This is a genomic window from Methylomicrobium lacus, assembly GCF_041897535.1.
Classification (GTDB): Bacteria; Pseudomonadota; Gammaproteobacteria; order Methylococcales; family Methylomonadaceae; genus Methylomicrobium; species Methylomicrobium lacus_A.
Genome location: NZ_CP169217.1, coordinates 544,075 through 560,647, shown reverse-complemented (window position 1 = coordinate 560,647; position 16,573 = coordinate 544,075). Strand labels below are relative to the sequence as shown.

Annotated in this window: 13 protein-coding genes; 4 read left to right on the top strand and 9 right to left on the bottom strand. The window is 50.4% G+C overall.

The features are described 5' to 3' along the window. Window positions 1–112: 112 nt before the first annotated feature. Window positions 113–475, bottom strand: a complete 363-nt coding sequence (locus tag ACEPPP_RS02485; RefSeq protein WP_374089483.1) for a hypothetical protein — start codon at window positions 473–475, stop codon at window positions 113–115. Then, a complete protein-coding gene (locus ACEPPP_RS02480) occupies window positions 460–2,193 on the bottom strand; it encodes a C1 family peptidase (protein WP_374089482.1) in 1,734 nt (577 codons plus the stop codon). The genes ACEPPP_RS02485 and ACEPPP_RS02480 overlap by 16 nt, the downstream gene beginning before the upstream one ends. A gap of 736 nt (window positions 2,194–2,929) precedes the next feature. Between ACEPPP_RS02480 and ACEPPP_RS02475 the strand changes: the two genes are divergently transcribed. Together ACEPPP_RS02475 and creA are read left to right on the top strand one after the other, a co-directional pair. After that, a complete protein-coding gene (locus ACEPPP_RS02475) occupies window positions 2,930–3,913 on the top strand; it encodes a hypothetical protein (RefSeq protein WP_374089481.1) in 984 nt (327 codons plus the stop codon). 134 nt (window positions 3,914–4,047) lie between these two features. Then, window positions 4,048–4,515: a protein CreA gene (creA, locus tag ACEPPP_RS02470; protein ID WP_374089480.1), complete on the top strand. Its 468-nt coding sequence runs from the start codon at window positions 4,048–4,050 to the stop codon at window positions 4,513–4,515. A 355-nt stretch (window positions 4,516–4,870) separates the two neighbouring features. Here the strand turns inward: creA and ACEPPP_RS02465 are convergent, their stop codons facing one another. Continuing rightward, window positions 4,871–5,119 (bottom strand): hypothetical protein, encoded by a 249-nt coding sequence (locus ACEPPP_RS02465; protein ID WP_374089479.1) that lies wholly within the window; start codon window positions 5,117–5,119, stop codon window positions 4,871–4,873. Between the two features lie 759 nt (window positions 5,120–5,878). Between ACEPPP_RS02465 and ACEPPP_RS02460 the strand changes: the two genes are divergently transcribed. Next, window positions 5,879–6,520: a DUF2959 domain-containing protein gene (locus ACEPPP_RS02460; RefSeq protein WP_374089478.1), complete on the top strand. Its 642-nt coding sequence runs from the start codon at window positions 5,879–5,881 to the stop codon at window positions 6,518–6,520. A gap of 80 nt (window positions 6,521–6,600) precedes the next feature. Here ACEPPP_RS02460 and ACEPPP_RS02455 read toward each other — a convergent pair whose 3' ends face one another. The 5 genes from ACEPPP_RS02455 to ACEPPP_RS02435 all read right to left on the bottom strand — a co-directional run bounded on the left by ACEPPP_RS02455 (window position 6,601) and on the right by ACEPPP_RS02435 (window position 14,336). Continuing rightward, window positions 6,601–8,778, bottom strand: coding sequence for a hypothetical protein (locus ACEPPP_RS02455; RefSeq protein WP_374089477.1), 2,178 nt, complete (start codon window positions 8,776–8,778; stop codon window positions 6,601–6,603). Window positions 8,779–8,983: 205 nt separating this feature from the next. After that, window positions 8,984–11,842 (bottom strand): DUF4082 domain-containing protein, encoded by a 2,859-nt coding sequence (locus ACEPPP_RS02450; RefSeq protein WP_374089476.1) that lies wholly within the window; start codon window positions 11,840–11,842, stop codon window positions 8,984–8,986. A gap of 88 nt (window positions 11,843–11,930) precedes the next feature. Next, on the bottom strand, window positions 11,931–12,314 hold the full coding sequence (locus ACEPPP_RS02445) for a hypothetical protein (RefSeq protein ID WP_374089475.1): 384 nt from the start codon (window positions 12,312–12,314) through the stop codon (window positions 11,931–11,933). 10 nt (window positions 12,315–12,324) lie between these two features. Next, the gene (locus tag ACEPPP_RS02440) at window positions 12,325–13,203 is read right to left on the bottom strand and encodes a hypothetical protein (RefSeq protein WP_374089474.1); all 879 of its coding nucleotides are present in this window, start codon (window positions 13,201–13,203) and stop codon (window positions 12,325–12,327) included. Window positions 13,204–13,421: 218 nt separating this feature from the next. Further along, window positions 13,422–14,336: a hypothetical protein gene (locus tag ACEPPP_RS02435; RefSeq protein WP_374089473.1), complete on the bottom strand. Its 915-nt coding sequence runs from the start codon at window positions 14,334–14,336 to the stop codon at window positions 13,422–13,424. A gap of 438 nt (window positions 14,337–14,774) precedes the next feature. On the opposite strand from ACEPPP_RS02435, the gene ACEPPP_RS02430 reads away from it, so the two are divergent. After that, on the top strand, window positions 14,775–15,818 hold the full coding sequence (locus tag ACEPPP_RS02430; RefSeq protein ID WP_374089472.1) for an AAA family ATPase: 1,044 nt from the start codon (window positions 14,775–14,777) through the stop codon (window positions 15,816–15,818). Between the two features lie 247 nt (window positions 15,819–16,065). Here the strand turns inward: ACEPPP_RS02430 and ACEPPP_RS02425 are convergent, their stop codons facing one another. Continuing rightward, window positions 16,066–16,281, bottom strand: coding sequence for a cold-shock protein (locus ACEPPP_RS02425; RefSeq protein WP_374089471.1), 216 nt, complete (start codon window positions 16,279–16,281; stop codon window positions 16,066–16,068). Between the last annotated feature and the right edge of the window lie 292 nt (window positions 16,282–16,573).

Below are 16,573 nucleotides of genomic sequence, written 5' to 3'. Positions count from 1 at the left end.
TTCGGGTAGGTAGGGCATGTTTTTTATGTCCGACAATTTCTATGATTTAAAATGGCAATGTGCGCTGGGTTTGATCGCTCCTGTAAAGTCTCATCACCGATAAATATAAAAATCAATAATCTAAAGACGACAGAGGTGCTATCAAACCGCCTACCAGGATGCGTTCAATCGCGTCCTGAATATGTATTAGGCTGTTGTCGAAACACCCATGACTACTCTCAATGAGGCGTGTTCCCGTGTTGACCTGTTTGTCTTTGAGGATAGTCAATGTCCCTTGGGCCGTTGTTGCATAGAATTTCCGCCATTCCTTTACATCCTCCAGGATAGATGCATCCTTATTCCATAATTCCTCGATGGGTTCCTTGGATGCGAAGGCTTTCTCCATGCCCAGCAGCGGGGTCTTGTGGACGCGTTCCAGGGCGCGGCTGACGAGATAAAGGAGGGATTTGCGGTTAGGGCCTACGGTGTCGTCCAATTCCAGGCTGTCCGAAAGCGCGTGAATCTTGAATTGGGCGCTGGCCAGGTTGCCATTGTCCAAGGCCTTCCGGTAGTGGCGGAGAGCAAAAGAGCCAAGTCGCAGGCCGGGGCGAACAGGGTACAGCTTGCCGTATTGAGTTGCTGATTGGCGAGTTCGCTGAGAAGCCGTCCGGTTACGAAAGAGCCTGCCGAGTGGCCGATCATGTGCACCTCCAGCTTGCCGCCGGAGGCCTCGGCCAGTGCATTGATTTGTTTTCCTAGCGCGCTTAACCCGCCTCCCGTGTCTGCCGAACGCTCCACATTCTCCTTCATCTCCGACCACAGACCGCGCGCAACGATATACCGGCAAGCCGATTCCAAGGCGCGGTCGCTGGCTTCGATGAAGGCATCGCCAAGACCCTGCTGTGGCAGGCCCGCCGCTCCGAAGATACCTTTTAAGGCGTCTTCGAGCATGTTCGCCAGAATCTCGCTCCAGCCGCTTTTCCAGGTAACGAACAGCGGATAAATCCCATTATTTTGGAAATTAGGGCCTAGCACTCTAATACGCTGGATGGAGTCCGCTTCCGAGTTCAGTCCACCATGGGCATAGATCGCCAGCCGCCATTTACCGTCACCCGTCTGCTTTTTGAACCATTTCAGCGGCTGCTCATAGCCTAAATATTTGACCGCATCGGCGGCATCTTCCAACTGCGGCAGCCGGTTGATAATCAGGCCGTTATTGCCCGTGACCAAGGTGTGCTGGTAAGCTTGGGCCGAATTCCAGACATCGGTGCGTTTGGCAAGCGAATCGGGGGCGCCGTCAAACCCTAGAATGGAAATAGAGGCGAGAAGATTGCCGCGGCGCAGGAGGCCTGCGAGCGCGGGTTTTTGGGTTGTAGGATGCACTACCGGCACCCCCATCGAAACGGCCCAGGCATCACTGCCATATTTAACCCAATCCTGGTAGGTGAGGATGGCGAAGCCATTCCGGCCCCAGCTCGCACCCCAAGAGTTTTGTACCACAAAGCCTTTCTGGTTGTAGCCCACTATCGCGAAAGCGTGCCCCCCAAGAATTTCCTCGCTATGTTCGATGGGGGGAAGATCAGCATGCGATTTGATATCTCCTTTATCGACGCTAAAATTCCAGCCTGCGTGCACCTGGGACGAAACATAGATAGCCCCCACCTCCTTGACCGCCGCCTGCATGTCGACCACGGAGTCCTTGTTGATCCTGTAATAGACTCCCAATGGCCGGGTCAGGGCGTCTTCGTCCCAACCGCTCTTGGGGCGCACGAACTTGCCTTTCTTGTAGGGCCACAAGGTTTCCAGGCAGACGCCGTGACGATGCCAGCCCTTCAGAGCCCCCCGGCAACTGGAGCCTTCGTAATCCTCGCCTTCCCATTCATCATAAAAGCGCGCCAGATGATAGAGCATACGGGTGCTGACCAAGTCCTTTTTCGCGAAAGAATTACCGGCCCGAAAGGCGTCCAGCCAGAGCAAATAATTAACCACCGCGGCCAAACCAAAGCTGGTACAAGCGCCTTTCGCACCTTGGTCAAGAATCAGTCCGTTCTTAAGGTACGCCGGCAGTATTTTGCCTATCGCTTGTTCGCTGGGATACACCGGCGGAAGATTGCCTAAGGGAGCTTGGTAAACGATATCGCGCAACTCCAGACGATCCGGCCGCGCATCCAATACCAGGTTATTTTTACCAAACGTTGTGGTTTTAGTCGGCATCGCAGAGCTCCATAAACCCAATCCCCAACACACAAATGCTGTTAAGTTAAGAGTAGCTTCGCTCCTTCTCCCTCCGGGAGAAGGCTGGGATGAGGGGGGCAAAATAAAGTATTTTTCCTTATTTTTGATCCTCATCACCCCAACCCTCTCCAGCAGGAGAGGAAGCTTTCTTCTTAACTTAACGGCATTGCCCAACCCCCAGCACGGTGTTAACTTGATTTTGCCTTAGTTTACTAGCTCTGTTGTTTTAAGTTGTGAGCAAAGTGTGATGGTTTTGTTAGCATTCCCTCATGTAATGAATTTATGGGGTTGGCCCTGTGGAACGGAACGTTACCTATGGCAACGGAGATGGGTTTTCTTGAACGGAACAAGGGGAGAGGATATCTACTTTACTGCAGAGATTTCTGGCCGAAATCAGCCTCCCGAACTTAAAACGCTCCTCGCTCCAGCCGAAAGTTTCGCAATTGCTTCGGCTCTTGGCGGCTTGAAGAGATGCGCGAGGAGTTACGGCATCGGGAAGTGAGCCAGAAATTGACATTGGTCAGGAGACTATAAAAATCAAATTTGATTTTTTCTTGATTCAACATGGCTTCTTCGAAGCCACGATCTGAGGTTTTAGTAGTTAACTTGTCGCGGTAACATGGTTATCACAGGAATATCTATTTTACGGCGTTATAGCGTCTCTAAAAATGCGCTACCCGGCATGTTTCGAATTAATTCGATTAGGAGTAGACTCGTGGAACTCATGAAAAAGCTGATAAATCGAAACGCTCATCTTCTGATAGCCATGGTCCCCGTACTGATATATTTCGTCAGTTGTTTTTTGTTTGAGCTGAACGGTAAAAGCAGTCTGACCATCAAAAACCTGATAGTCGATGAGGTCAAAAAACACCCCTCAACGATTTCTTATGCATTCATTGAATATAAATCTCAAATACTTTGGTTGAGCAGTAGTTTATTGTCGATCATTGCGTATGGAGTCGCTTTGATCTGGAGCTCCATTATATTCGCACGCTGCTGCCGGCCCGCTCATTCGATTCATCTGCTCGTCGCCGGAACTGCAATCATCTCGTTTAACTTGCTGCTTCTGATCAAAGCCGATTCGACAAACGCCATTTACAATCATATTTTCGACACGACTTATCAGGCTCTCAGGGTATGTCCTCTGATTTCCCTGACGATGCTCAACATGGTCCATCATGTTATTTTACTGATCAATTTGCTTGCTACGGTTGCGCCCGTATTTATCCTGATTGCGATTTCCTGCGCTATTGCCTCGCCGACGGACACGGAAAATCTGGATTTGAAATTTTTTGTTGATCGTATGAATTATTTAAAACAAGGCATCATGATTGGTTCGCTCATTTTATTATTTGGCTTGATACACATGGACGTGTGGATGCAGTGGCCGGTTGAGTTGATTGAAGCCCCCGACATCAAAGACAAGGTGCAATCTTCTCTCGTGGTCATCTCTCAATTTTGGGGAATTGCCTATTCGTTGATCCTGATCTCTTTCTATGCCACTGCCGTGTATTTTTGGCGCTATCGAACGAGCCTTTATCTGGTCCTGTCGTCACCCCAAACCGATATTTCCGCATGGCTTGACGACAATGGTTTTACCTTTTCATGGCATAAACATGTTTTGCAAATAGGCACTATGTTAACCCCATTTCTAGCGGGATCTTTAAGGACGGGGTTGGATTTATTACCTTTGAATTAACCATTGAACAGGGATGTTGACGAAAAATAATATCCGGGTATTGTGTAAACTTGCCATCCACCGATATATTGGGTTAGTAAACCCCTAATGTCCTGTCCTTGCATGTTTCCTGCTTATTATTGGTATATAACCCTATGAAAAATAAATTTTTTATTGTCATGTTGTTGCTGGCTTTCGGTGCTCCCGCCTTGGCCGATGTGATCGGCTCCGTGGATACCGAATTCAAACTGATTGGCCCCGACAATAAAATCGTCATTGAAGCATTTGACGATCCGGATGTCGCCGGCGTGACCTGTTATATCAGCCGCGCAAAAACCGGGGGAGTTTCCGGAGCCGTCGGCGTAGCGGAAGACACTTCCGACGCCTCCTTGTCCTGCCATCAAACCGGACCGGTGAATCTTGATCCGAAAATTAAAACAGGCGACCGCGATGGCGAGGATGTATTCAAAAAACGCACATCGCTGGTTTTCAAGTCGATGCAGGTGGTCAGGTTCTATGATAAAAATCGCAACACTTTGGTTTATATGGTCTATAGCGACCGTGTATTAAAAGGCTCGCCGAAAAACAGTATCTCCGCCGTACCGATCCAGTCTTGGCGTTAAGGGGATTGCGGCGGCACCTGGGAGCTTAGTGCACGCCCTTACACACAAATGCCGTCATACCCGCCGGGAAGCGGGTATCCAGGGTCAGGGATGGCAAGCCCGATACGTCCCTGTAACCTCGGCAACTGCTCCTGCGTTGCTCTACCTCCTGCATCCATGCAGTCGTGGATTCCGGCAATCCCTGCCGGAATGACGGAGTTGTGTATCAAGGTATGAGATTAATGGGATGCGCAAGGCGTTGCGGTATCCGGGGGGAGGGAAGGAATTGTCGCTGCGTAGGCGGTACTCATACTGCGCCAGCTATCGAACCTTTCGCCTGGAGCCAATTCGTTAGCGAGCGGGAGAGTATTGGCTTTTAACCCCTGCGTTTAATTGCAAAGTCGCTCATCGGCAAAAGGCTTAATGTGAGGGTTTTATTAGGAGTCTTGCTGCGCCCGCCATCATTGCCGGTTGCTATGCAATGATTACGAAAAACCGTGAGCTCTTTAGTCGCGGATTCTTTGCTGATGAATGGCCCAAAGATGCCTTCCCGAGCATAAAAGAACCATTCGGTTCTTCCTGTTTTAGGGTTAAGCTGATTAAAAATTCTTTCTGGTCGGAACATTTGAATTCCCCTTTGTCATGAAATAGATCAAACCATGAGCAAACAAAGCCGCCAAACAAGGCAGTTTGTAATAAAACTCAACCTATGCAGCTGGGACTGAACAACGACGCTGCTTTTTGCCGAATTCCTTATGGAAAGGTGCATTGTATTTCCTCTAGAGTAATGACAAATATAGCAGATTATCTTTCGCTTAAATTTATTTTTCAATAGCGTAGTCTTTGGGAGGCATAATGATGTAGGGATAGGATTTCTAGGGACAGATAATTCCATTATTTTCGCTAAAAATTAGGCGTATTTTTCCAGAGATTAAACTACATGATCTAACGTACATGCTTTCTAATCTGGTTTATGATTTAACAGTTCAGGCTTGATGGCGGCATAAATTTTTAACGATTCATCTACGCCGCTTAATCGATCTTTCAAAGCGGGCGTCTCCGCAATTGCGGCGATCCGGCTATTCCCGACATGGCAAATCAGGGCGGGTAATAAACTCCGGCCGGCATTGCACTCGCTATTTTTCCGGGCCAAGGTAATCTGATGCAGACAACTGACGGTGACCGATGGGGATCATGCTCAAAGCCGTCAATGATATGCGAATCGACTGCCAACTCTGCGGTGTCGAGGAGGGAGGGGATCCTAAGCCGCGGTCCCGTAATCCCTGACGTAATGGCGGTCTTGTGTTTAACAGCATGTTTTTACCGGTATTATCGACGCTGTTGTTTACTCTATAATGTTGCAAAACCGCCAATGGGGAATTTGATGAACTACTTATCGAGACTGTCTTTACCTTTGATTTTTGGCCTAAGTGCCTGTTCCAGCGTGTATTACAGCGGCCTGGAGAAAATAGGAATACCTAAACGGGACGTGATGGTCTATCGGGTCGAAAAGGCGCGGGATACTCAGGAAGAAACGAAGGAGCAATTCAAATCCGCGCTGGAGCAGTTTACGGCGGTCACTCATTTTAAAGGCGGCGATCTGGAGGCGACTTACAACAAGCTAAACCATGAGTATGAGGCCAGTGTTGATAAGGCGGATGAAGTCAAGCAACGCATCAAGGATATCGAGGACGTATCGGAAGCCTTGTTCAGTGAATGGGAAAATGAAATAACCCAATACAGCAGCGCTTCTCTCAAGCGCAGCAGTCAAAACAAGCTCAAAGAAACAAAAATCCAATATCAGCAATTGATTAGGGCCATGAAGAGCGCCGAATCAAAAATCAATCCTATTCTGGTGGTTTTCAAAGATCAAGTGATGTTTATGAAGCATAATCTTAACGCCCAAGCCATTGCCTCTCTGAAAACCGACTTGGGCTCAATAAAAACGGATGTTTCAAACCTGATTGCTGCTATGGAAAAGTCCATCAATGAAGCCAATGCCTTTATCAAAACGATGGAAAAATAAAAAATTAGCCCATTTTTTGATACCGTGACTTGAAGCGCTCTCAACTCACTTTTTTAGATTCAATGGGGAGTAGTGCCGCCTTAAAGTTGGTTCAAAAAGGTCACCCTATTTTTGTATGTGAACCTTCGCATGATATCTTGGCCATTCGCTGAGGCACTGATCCAGCCTTTGGCCTTGATGGTAGCTTTTCCGGGCACGAGCTTGTTCTTGGGTATTTTGGGTTGGGATAGGGTAAAGCGTATTTCCGAGAAGTTGATGCCGTCAATAGATATGCCTTTTTCAGTTGCTATTTCTTCAAGCCGGTTCGTCCACATGCGCATAAATTCTGACTGGCCCGCAGCATCCAAATCTAAAAATAGCTTCTTTCCTTTGATGAGCTTCCAATGACCGGTATAAACATAGGTTTGTGGCGATTCCACTTCGGTAAGCGTAAAGGTTCCATCGTCATTGAATATCATCGTCGAATCGTTCGCGCCTGACCTGGAACCGAGCCGTCTGACCGTCATTTTTGTCTTGCTGTAGGTGCTCCACCTAGTGGCAAAAAGAGCGTTATTCTCGTTGGTACTTCCAGTTCCAGTGCTGCCATCACTATTAGCTGCATTAATTTTCACGGAAGTTCCGTTGTCGTGCCGTACGCGCATCACGCCAGTTGCTGGATCGAAAGTCCAGCCTGGCTGCGCCAAGTCCGTGCGTTGGCTGAGCAGTTGGCCGTCAACTAGCACGCTGGATGGCATAAAGGCAACCCGTAATACTTCGGTCGATGCGGCGTCCGCGGTGACATAGCCAACCCCTGCAGGACTGTAGGAAACCGATTTCACGACCGACGACGAACCGGTGATATGTGTTTCGCCTGCTGGCGCCCATTCGGGAATAGCATGCAGACCTGTCATAAAGTGGCGGATATAGTCGCCGTACCCATCCGTGAACCACTGGTTGTTCACGGTTGGGCCATCAATGACGATGCCGTTAGACCTTGCCATATAGGTAGCCCAGTTGAAGGCTCGGTAGGCTTTCTCCTTGGCAGCCACATCGCCAGTTCGCGCATAAAGCATGGCGTTGATGGAGGCGTATCGGGAGGTATGACTGCCCATCACATGCGGGAATGCATTCTGCTCTTTTATCGCGTTGGCACCATATTGAGGGGCTGCGAAGTTTTCCTCGACCCATGCAATCAGCCCTCGGACATGCGTTTCCCAGTTCGGGTCGTTTTCTGGATGTTCCATGAGATAACGGGCCAGCATCATCGGATTCAGTTGGTTGATGTTGCCGAGATCTGTTTGAATCGGGACGTCTTCGAAATAGTTGGCCCAGACGTTATTTTGCATCGGATAGGTCATCATCCAGGTCCACACGCTCTGGCGAGCATTCTGATAATCGGCCGTATTCCCCAATTTCAGTCGAATCAGTTCGTCGAAAAGTTCAATCGGGCTGACCACATGAGCGCAGTAATCCTCCCTGATTTGTCCGGTTTGGGCATGGACGCGAAACGGCCATGGCGACTGACTGGAATTACCGGTTCGTACCTTGGTGGCTAGGACGTCGGCCGAGTGAATGGCGGCATCCAGATACCGGGGATTGCCGCTGAATTTATACAGCAGTAGCCAGCCATACCCCAACTCACCAATTTTGTCCGGTTCGAGGTAATAGCGGCCGTCACCGCTCCCTGAGTCATCACCGTAGGATGCTCCCTGATAGAGCAGAGAGCCGGCATCGCCGCTGGCGTAGGGTACACCGCCCCAAACCCATGCGGATGGAGTCATGCCATTATCCAGGTGATGAGAGGCCAATTCCTCAACCTTCTGCATGACTGCAATATCACCGGAATACGCATAGTATTTCAACGCCGATTCTATCAGCATGGCGTATAGTCCGGCCGGATTGTGCGGCCAGTTCGCCACCTGTTGGGTATCTGGTGACAGATAACTTTGGCTGAAGTAGGCGGGCTCCCCTGTAGCAGGATCATTGGGGACACGGTTAAGGAAGTAATCCCAGGCATTGGCGATCACCTTTCCATATCCGTCCGCCGGTTTAGGCGTCCACGGTATAATCTGATTGTCACTGTCCAAGACGACAGTGTGACCGTTCAATGTATCGGCTTTTGCTATTCCCGCAGAATTTAACCCGGGGAGGAGAAATTGAAGTATCCCAAGTATTACGGCGGCACTCCATGCTCGGCTCAGGCGTCGCAACCATAACTGACTTCTGGATAACAGATCCGTGCGGTGTGGGTTCGCTGACGTGTAATCGGAATTGTTCATAACCGCTCCTTATTGTCTAACTGTTTAATTTCGTTGCGATAACTTGTTAAGGCGATATGTTATGTTGCGCACGATCCTGTGGATGAATATTTACAGGTTGGCGATGAGGTGCGAAGCCCAAAATTTGATGTGCTTAATTGTTGGGCTTCCTTATATCAGTATCAGCCTACAAAACCCAATATATGGGATGTTGAACGCGCCGACATCATCTCGGCACGACTTCCACGGCAGTGAGATTCCATCGATCAGCGGTTGGCGCAGGAGCGTTGATGGTAACTGTCGTATTCGCCTCTGCAATCCTAGTAAGCGATCGTTGTACCCAGAACGTGTCGTCCGCACCTGTATCTACCCACTGGTGCATCATAGTCTGGGCAGTGCCTAAGGTGCGGTCGATGGCGTTGTCCCAATCGTTGCCAACTCCGAACACCCAGGCATTGGTCTTAGTGGTGGTCAAATAGACACTGGGTGCTCCTGAAGGAGAGGATGCTCCAACGCTTGCGCCGACTCCGCCTGCGCCGGATAGGGATACAACCGTTAGTGACTGGTCGTACTCCTCGTTTGATTGAACGGATTGTACAGATACATTGGAAAGTCCCGTGTTGGCGTACGCACTCCAAACCTCCGATGTGCCGGCCTCGGTATTCGTCCGTCGAACCAGCGTCCAGTTAAGGCCAGCTCCACTGACCGTCGCTGTTTGTCCACCGGTGACTGCTGGCCCGTCTGAAGCGACAAACGCCAGCAACAACGCATTGGGTTCCGAGGTGCTAAACAAAGGGGTGACGACGGTACCTTGGCCGTCCTTCGAAACCACTTGGTCGATGTTGATGCCTGTCGACGTTGCCGGCGCATTAGAACCCGAGGGTAAGGCGAGGCTTTTCGAAAAAGTCACGTCGACCCAGTAGTTGCTCGAACGCCAAGTCTTAGTCGGAAACGCGCTTGGACCATAACTATATACACCGTTACCTCCATTTTCACCATCCCGAAGCATATGAAGGGGCGCATTATCGGTTCCGTTCTCAGCAAAATACCCGGTATCCGCTGCATAATGTCCATTGGGAGCATAATAGGACGCCACGTAGACAGTGTTAGCGGAGATTGCTACAGGCGTTGAGAAGCGCGCCTGCTGCCAACCCGAGGCAGTTTCACTACTGAAAATCGCGGTCGCAATAAGGTTTCCGTCACTGGTCCATAAATTCCCAATGTGGGTGCCATTGTTAGCATTGCCACCCTTGTAAAACCGGATGCCGGTGACGAAACCATTCACGTCCGACTTGAACTTTACCCCCAGTTCAACAGAAGATGCATCCGCATGAATCGAATCTTGCGGCACCGACGTTAAGGTCCAGACACTGCTCTCGCTTGCCCCATCCTCGTAGGTATCTCCTCCCCCGGAGAGACCATCACTATTAGCTGCATTAATTTTCACGGAAGTTCCGTTGTCGTGCCGTACGCGCATCACGCCAGTTGCTGGATCGAAAGTCCAGCCTGGCTGCGCCAAGTCCGTGCGTTGGCTGAGCAGTTGGCCGTCAACTAGCACGCTGGATGGCATAAAGGCAACCCGTAATACTTCGGTCGATGCGGCGTCCGCGGTGACATAGCCAACCCCTGCAGGACTGTAGGAAACCGATTTCACGACCGACGACGAACCGGTGATATGTGTTTCGCCTGCTGGCGCCCATTCGGGAATAGCATGCAGACCTGTCATAAAGTGGCGGATATAGTCGCCGTACCCATCCGTGAACCACTGGTTGTTCACGGTTGGGCCATCAATGACGATGCCGTTAGACCTTGCCATATAGGTAGCCCAGTTGAAGGCTCGGTAGGCTTTCTCCTTGGCAGCCACATCGCCAGTTCGCGCATAAAGCATGGCGTTGATGGAGGCGTATCGGGAGGTATGACTGCCCATCACATGCGGGAATGCATTCTGCTCTTTTATCGCGTTGGCACCATATTGAGGGGCTGCGAAGTTTTCCTCGACCCATGCAATCAGCCCTCGGACATGCGTTTCCCAGTTCGGGTCGTTTTCTGGATGTTCCATGAGATAACGGGCCAGCATCATCGGATTCAGTTGGTTGATGTTGCCGAGATCTGTTTGAATCGGGACGTCTTCGAAATAGTTGGCCCAGACGTTATTTTGCATCGGATAGGTCATCATCCAGGTCCACACGCTCTGGCGAGCATTCTGATAATCGGCCGTATTCCCCAATTTCAGTCGAATCAGTTCGTCGAAAAGTTCAATCGGGCTGACCACATGAGCGCAGTAATCCTCCCTGATTTGTCCGGTTTGGGCATGGACGCGAAACGGCCATGGCGACTGACTGGAATTACCGGTTCGTACCTTGGTGGCTAGGACGTCGGCCGAGTGAATGGCGGCATCCAGATACCGGGGATTGCCGCTGAATTTATACAGCAGTAGCCAGCCATACCCCAACTCACCAATTTTGTCCGGTTCTAGGTAATAGCGGCCGTCACCGCTCCCTGAGTCATCACCGTAGGATGCTCCCTGATAGAGCAGAGAGCCGGCATCGCCGCTGGCGTAAGGGACATCGTCCCACAGCCAGGTGGATGGAGTCATGCCATTATCCAGGTGATGAGTAGCCAATTCCTCGACCTTTTGCACGACTGTCATGTCGCCAGAATACGCATAGTATTTCAACGCCGATTCTATCAGCATGGCGTATAGTCCGGCCGGATTGTGCGGCCAGTTCGCCACCTGTTGGGTATCTGGTGACAGATAACTTTGGCTGAAGTAGGCGGGCTCCCCTGTAGCAGGGTCATTGGGGATCCGGTTAAGGAAGTAATCCCAGGCATTGGCGATCACCTTTCCATATCCGTCCGCCGGTTTAGGCGTCCACGGTATAATCTGATTGTCACTGTCCAAGACGACAGTGTGACCGTTCAATGTATCGGCTTTTGCTATTCCCGCAGAATTTAAGCCCAGGAGAAGAAATTGAAATATTGCTGCGGCAATCCATACTCGGATCAGGCGTTGCAACCATAACTGACTTCCGGATAACAGAGCCGTGCGGTGTGGGGGCGTTGATTTGCGATCGTAATTGGTCATAACTGTACCTGATTGCCAGATTGTTTAACTTCGCCGCAATAAAGCGGGTAAATTTTTAGATTATTTCTTTGCCGCCGCCGAAAATATGTCACAAGAAGCAATATCGCCACTTTCCATGCCTTTGCGCAGCCAATAGGTCCGTTGCTGCCGGAAAAACTGTCCTAGCCTTTTCAGATTTCGCCGAAACCTCGTCCCAACCCGCCTTCAGGGATTCTTTTGCGTCATCCCATTTGTCATCCGTGGTGTCGGCCATTTCCATGGCTTTCGCTTCGGCTCGTTCGAGTTTGGGTTCCAATTCATCAATTGCCGCACGAATATCGCTGATCGCTTCCTGAGATTCGTCCATTGCCTTGTTTTTAAGTTCAGTGAATTTGGCTGGTTGTTCATTAATGGAAGAGATGTTCTTCGAGTCGGGGTAAGGAAATGCTCCTTCCTTGGGAAAAAGGAAGGAGATAAACCCCAAAGCCAGCAAGTTTTATTTTCTATCTAGTGCAGTGTACGTCTACGAAAGTTGTATTTTGTTTCTTTATAAATGGTTGGGTGACACGAACCGATATTGTCTGGGGTCCGTTTTGCCTGGTCTTTACACCGGCCACATAAACCTCTTGAACCGAGCATCCCAGCTGATCCACAATTTCGATTTGGTGAATACCAAGCTCTGGAGCTTCAACGTGTGCCTCATGGTTTACCTGTACTTCAGGCGCCCAGTACGAATATTTTTTATTTCTGGCGCCGAGTGTGTCAGTCCAGGTGATCCTTAGCCCATCCATGATGGCGCCATTTTCGTCATAGAACCTCGTGTCGATTTCATGAGGCGCTCTAGGCCCGACTTTGAAATTGTCGGTCTTGGAATCACTCGGGACAAACCCATGTGTGTTTTGGTCGCAATCGACAATAGATAGGTCTGCGCAACCGTAGTTATCTATGGGGGTCAACCAGGCCTTGTATTCGCCGCCATTATTGGGGGTATCGTCATAAGGAAAGAGCTGGACGGGGACGCTACCTCCGGGGGTGCTTCCTGTAGCGTGCTGCACGCACCCGCCAGTCGCCACAACACCCGCGAAAACACCGCCGACTACTTTAACCTGACGGCATCCAGCAGGATCCGTTGACAACAGGGTCTTTCCTGAAGGATCCGTGACCATAAAAACGTAGATCCCGTCGTCTAAGCCCTTAGCGTTAGTACCGGCGCCCTTGCCTGGTCCGCCGTTTAGGTAAACAAGTTCTTTGCTAGCGTAAATGTTGAAGTTTACCTCGCTGCCGTCCACGAGCGATGTCCAAATTGCTTCGGAAAATGCCGGCTGCGCTATGGCAGTCGCCGCGACCACACTTAGCACAGATAAGATTGTCTTTTTTTTCATGGCTAAATCCTCATGTAAATTGGTATGTCACTTTGCCTATTTCTGATCTAGTTTTAATTTGTTCACTTCATATTCCCTCCACCTGTATTCATAGGTTTTTATTATTCAAGCCGATTTTGGGGCTGTGAGTTGCCGCAATGACGGCTAACGGATTCGAATGAATTATGTCTTCGATTTTTCCCTGCTTTCGCATGGCTGCGACGCAGGCGCTTGCTGGTTCAGGGCTCGATCAGTTTTTTGCTCGTTAGAAAACCGTGCACATTGCCAGCGCTGTCTTCGTAGTAACCCACGATGTCACCGCGCGGATTGATTCCTGTCGCTACCGTTCCCACGTCCCCTTGCAGCGCGGAGCCGGATACCCGGATGGCAGTAAAATTGCCTTTGCTCTGCAGAAAACCGGGCAGGTTGCCATTGGTGTCCGTAGCATTGCCCACGATTTCACCGCGCGGGTTGATTCCGCGAGCGGCGGTTAACGGGGCTTCGGGGACGTCGATGGTGCTGAACAAGCCCTTATTCAGCAGAAATCCGTGCGTATTGGAAGCGGGGCCGCTGTCCTGGTATTGGCCTACGATTTCGCCTTTGGCATTGATCCCATTCGCCAACGTGGAGGTCGCCCCGAGGTAATCGAGGGTGGTAAACTCGCCTTTGCGCAGCAGAAAACCGTGCGTCTTAAAAGGCGGGGATGCGTCCTGGTACTGGCCTACGATATCGCTCCTGGGATTGATCCCATTGGCAAATGTGTAAGTCGAGCCTGGGACGTCGATGGAAGTGAACTCGCCTTTGCTCAGCAGAAAGCCATGGAAGCGTTTGTTAAAATCCAGGTAATGACCGACGATGTCCCCTTTGGGATTGATGCCGGTCGCAAAGGTGGATATCGCATCCGGAACATCGATCGAAGCGAGTTTGCCTTGGCTGAGCAGAAAGCCATGAACCGTGGGTGGACTGCCTTCGTCCGAATAAGAACCCACGATGTCGCCTTTGGGGGTGATGCCATTCGCTAGCGTGGCGCTTGCGCCGGGGACGTCGATGGGAGTGAAGTCGCGCTCCTGTGCCAGAGTCGTGCGCACTAGGCAAAAGGCTAACAGCAGAGAAAAGCCAAGCGTCGTGAAGTGCGGCATCGTCATGAAGGGCATGGTGGACTCCCAATTCGCAAACAGGAAAGTAGCTCGTCGAAGGCGCAGCGGTTGCCAGCTCCTGATCCCGTAGGAGTGAAACCCAGGATGGCTCATAAAACTCTGGAGTCAGGAAACTGTCGATATTGCCTTGGGCTTATGGTAGCCGCTAGATCAAAGAAAAATCTGTACGGTAGCGTACCGAGAGCCTGTGAACTTTCGATTCCTGTTTGAAAAAGAGAGAAAAAAGAAGCTCAGAAGGATTGATTGCCCTCCGATTACATCAATCTGTGCGGCTCGATTTTTCGCGCCAAAAAAACCTAAGCCTGAGTCCACGAACAAGGTTGGCTTAATTCTTTTCTTAGTATACTGGCGCGGCTGGTAAAGATGTGATCAAACCGTGACGGGTTTGTTAGCACTCCCTCCATAAGACAAATAATAATTTTGAGGGTTTTTCATATGGAACAGAACGTGATTTACGCATTCGGCCCGTTTCGCCTGGAAACAAAAACCCAGATCCTGTGCCATGAAGGCGAGAGCATCCGTTTACAGCCTAAGGTTTACCGTTTATTGCTGTATTTTTTGCGGCATCCGGGCCGCCTGATCGCCAGGGAGGAGCTTTTCGATGGGGTGTGGCGCGGTTCTGTTGTCGAGGATGCGTCCTTGCGGCAGGCCGTTAACGCCTTGCGCAAGGCCTTGCTCGACGACAGCAAAACGCCGCGCTATATCTTGACCGTTTGCAAACGCGGCTATCGTTTTCTCCCTGACGTCGCGGTGGCCTATGCCTCTGAGGACAAGGTCAGCACGGTTCAAACGAAGGGGTTGCCCTACCAGTCAAAAACCGAATATTCCGATACCGCATGGCAATATGATGCCGCATTGGAACAGTTGCTCGAAGCGTTTGAACAAGCCGCCGATGGCAACAGGCGCCTGATTTTTTTGAATGGCGATAGGGGGATAGGTAAAACGGCTTTACTTGAGCGGTTTCTGGCCAAAATCAGTCATTCCGATCTGACTATGCTGCGCGCCCGTTGCGTGCAATTAGGCGGAGCCGCAGAACCCTTTCTGCCCTTGTTGGAAGCCCTGGAGCGTCGGTGTCAGGAGCCCTCAGGTAAGCGGCTGATCGAATCCCTGCATCGGGTTGCACCGACTTGGCTGTATCAAATGTTGAATATGCTTGAGCCAGAGGAAATCGCCGCACTGCAGCCGAAAGTTTCGCAGCTCAGTACCGGTCGCATGTTGCGGGAACGCGCCGATTTCTTTGAAAAGCTGGGGAATGATCAGCCTTTAATCCTGATCCTGGACAATTCGCACTGGAGCGATGAGTTCACCCTGGATTTGCTGAATTTTTTGGTGTCCAGATGCTCGCCTACGCGGTTGCTGATGATCCTCAGCTTCCGGTCGAGCGAGAACTGCGCCGGTACCCGGCGGCTTGAAGAGATGCGCGAGGAATTGAGGCATCGGGGATTGTGTCGGGAATTGTCGCTGCAAAGACTGCAATAAGGCGAGTCTGCGATCGAATTTTCGCGGAGTTGGCTCGAAAACTGGATTCGCCGATGGACAATCCGCTGTAGAGGGCTATGACCTAACGACGCTATCGGGGGGTAGGCGGGCTTGATGGGTAAAGACATTAGCTCTCATGATGAGTTGACAAAGGCTATTCAGAACGCCCCAGTTTTAATTTATCGCGGGATTTTAGGTTTGAAAAACAGTCTGCGACCGCATTTGCGGTCGCAGACTGTCAAGTCAATTAGTTGACGACTTTTACGTTTTCCGCTTGCGGGCCTTTAGGGCCGCGGGTAACAGAAAATTCGACTTTTTGGCCTTCATCCAGGCTTTTGTAGCCGCCTGCATTGACGATGCTTCTGAAGTGAACGAAAACATCGGGGCCTGAACTTTGTTCAATGAAACCGAAGCCTTTTTCAGAGTTAAACCATTTGACGGTGCCGGTAGTAAGTGTAGACATAGTAAGTCCTGTATAAATATATATTGATTTTGAGCCTTAAGAAGGCGTGGTCTAGCTGGTAAAATTGGAACTTACTAAATGAAAAACAGGACGAGAAACTACGAGAGAAACGTCGAAATGGTAAACAGAGGGTAAATCTTCTTTTCAAGCTGGGGTCAGTATGTGCTTATTATTCCGCGATGTCAAACTATATTTTGCAATGGCATGGGAGCGAAGCGGGGAGGGGCGGCAAGAAGGCAAATAGATCGAAAGGTCTCCCCGTTAGCCCCTGTTGCCTAACAGGGAGACGCCA

Coding starts and splice junctions, on each gene's coding strand:
- ACEPPP_RS02480 (WP_374089482.1), bottom strand. CDS start 2,193: ATGCCGACTAAAACCACAACGTTTGGTAAAAATAACCTGGTATTGGAT.
- creA (WP_374089480.1), top strand. CDS start 4,048: ATGAAAAATAAATTTTTTATTGTCATGTTGTTGCTGGCTTTCGGTGCT.
- ACEPPP_RS02465 (WP_374089479.1), bottom strand. CDS start 5,119: ATGTTCCGACCAGAAAGAATTTTTAATCAGCTTAACCCTAAAACAGGA.
- ACEPPP_RS02460 (WP_374089478.1), top strand. CDS start 5,879: ATGAACTACTTATCGAGACTGTCTTTACCTTTGATTTTTGGCCTAAGT.
- ACEPPP_RS02455 (WP_374089477.1), bottom strand. CDS start 8,778: ATGAACAATTCCGATTACACGTCAGCGAACCCACACCGCACGGATCTG.
- ACEPPP_RS02450 (WP_374089476.1), bottom strand. CDS start 11,842: ATGACCAATTACGATCGCAAATCAACGCCCCCACACCGCACGGCTCTG.
- ACEPPP_RS02440 (WP_374089474.1), bottom strand. CDS start 13,203: ATGAAAAAAAAGACAATCTTATCTGTGCTAAGTGTGGTCGCGGCGACT.
- ACEPPP_RS02435 (WP_374089473.1), bottom strand. CDS start 14,336: ATGCCCTTCATGACGATGCCGCACTTCACGACGCTTGGCTTTTCTCTG.
- ACEPPP_RS02430 (WP_374089472.1), top strand. CDS start 14,775: ATGGAACAGAACGTGATTTACGCATTCGGCCCGTTTCGCCTGGAAACA.
- ACEPPP_RS02425 (WP_374089471.1), bottom strand. CDS start 16,281: ATGTCTACACTTACTACCGGCACCGTCAAATGGTTTAACTCTGAAAAA.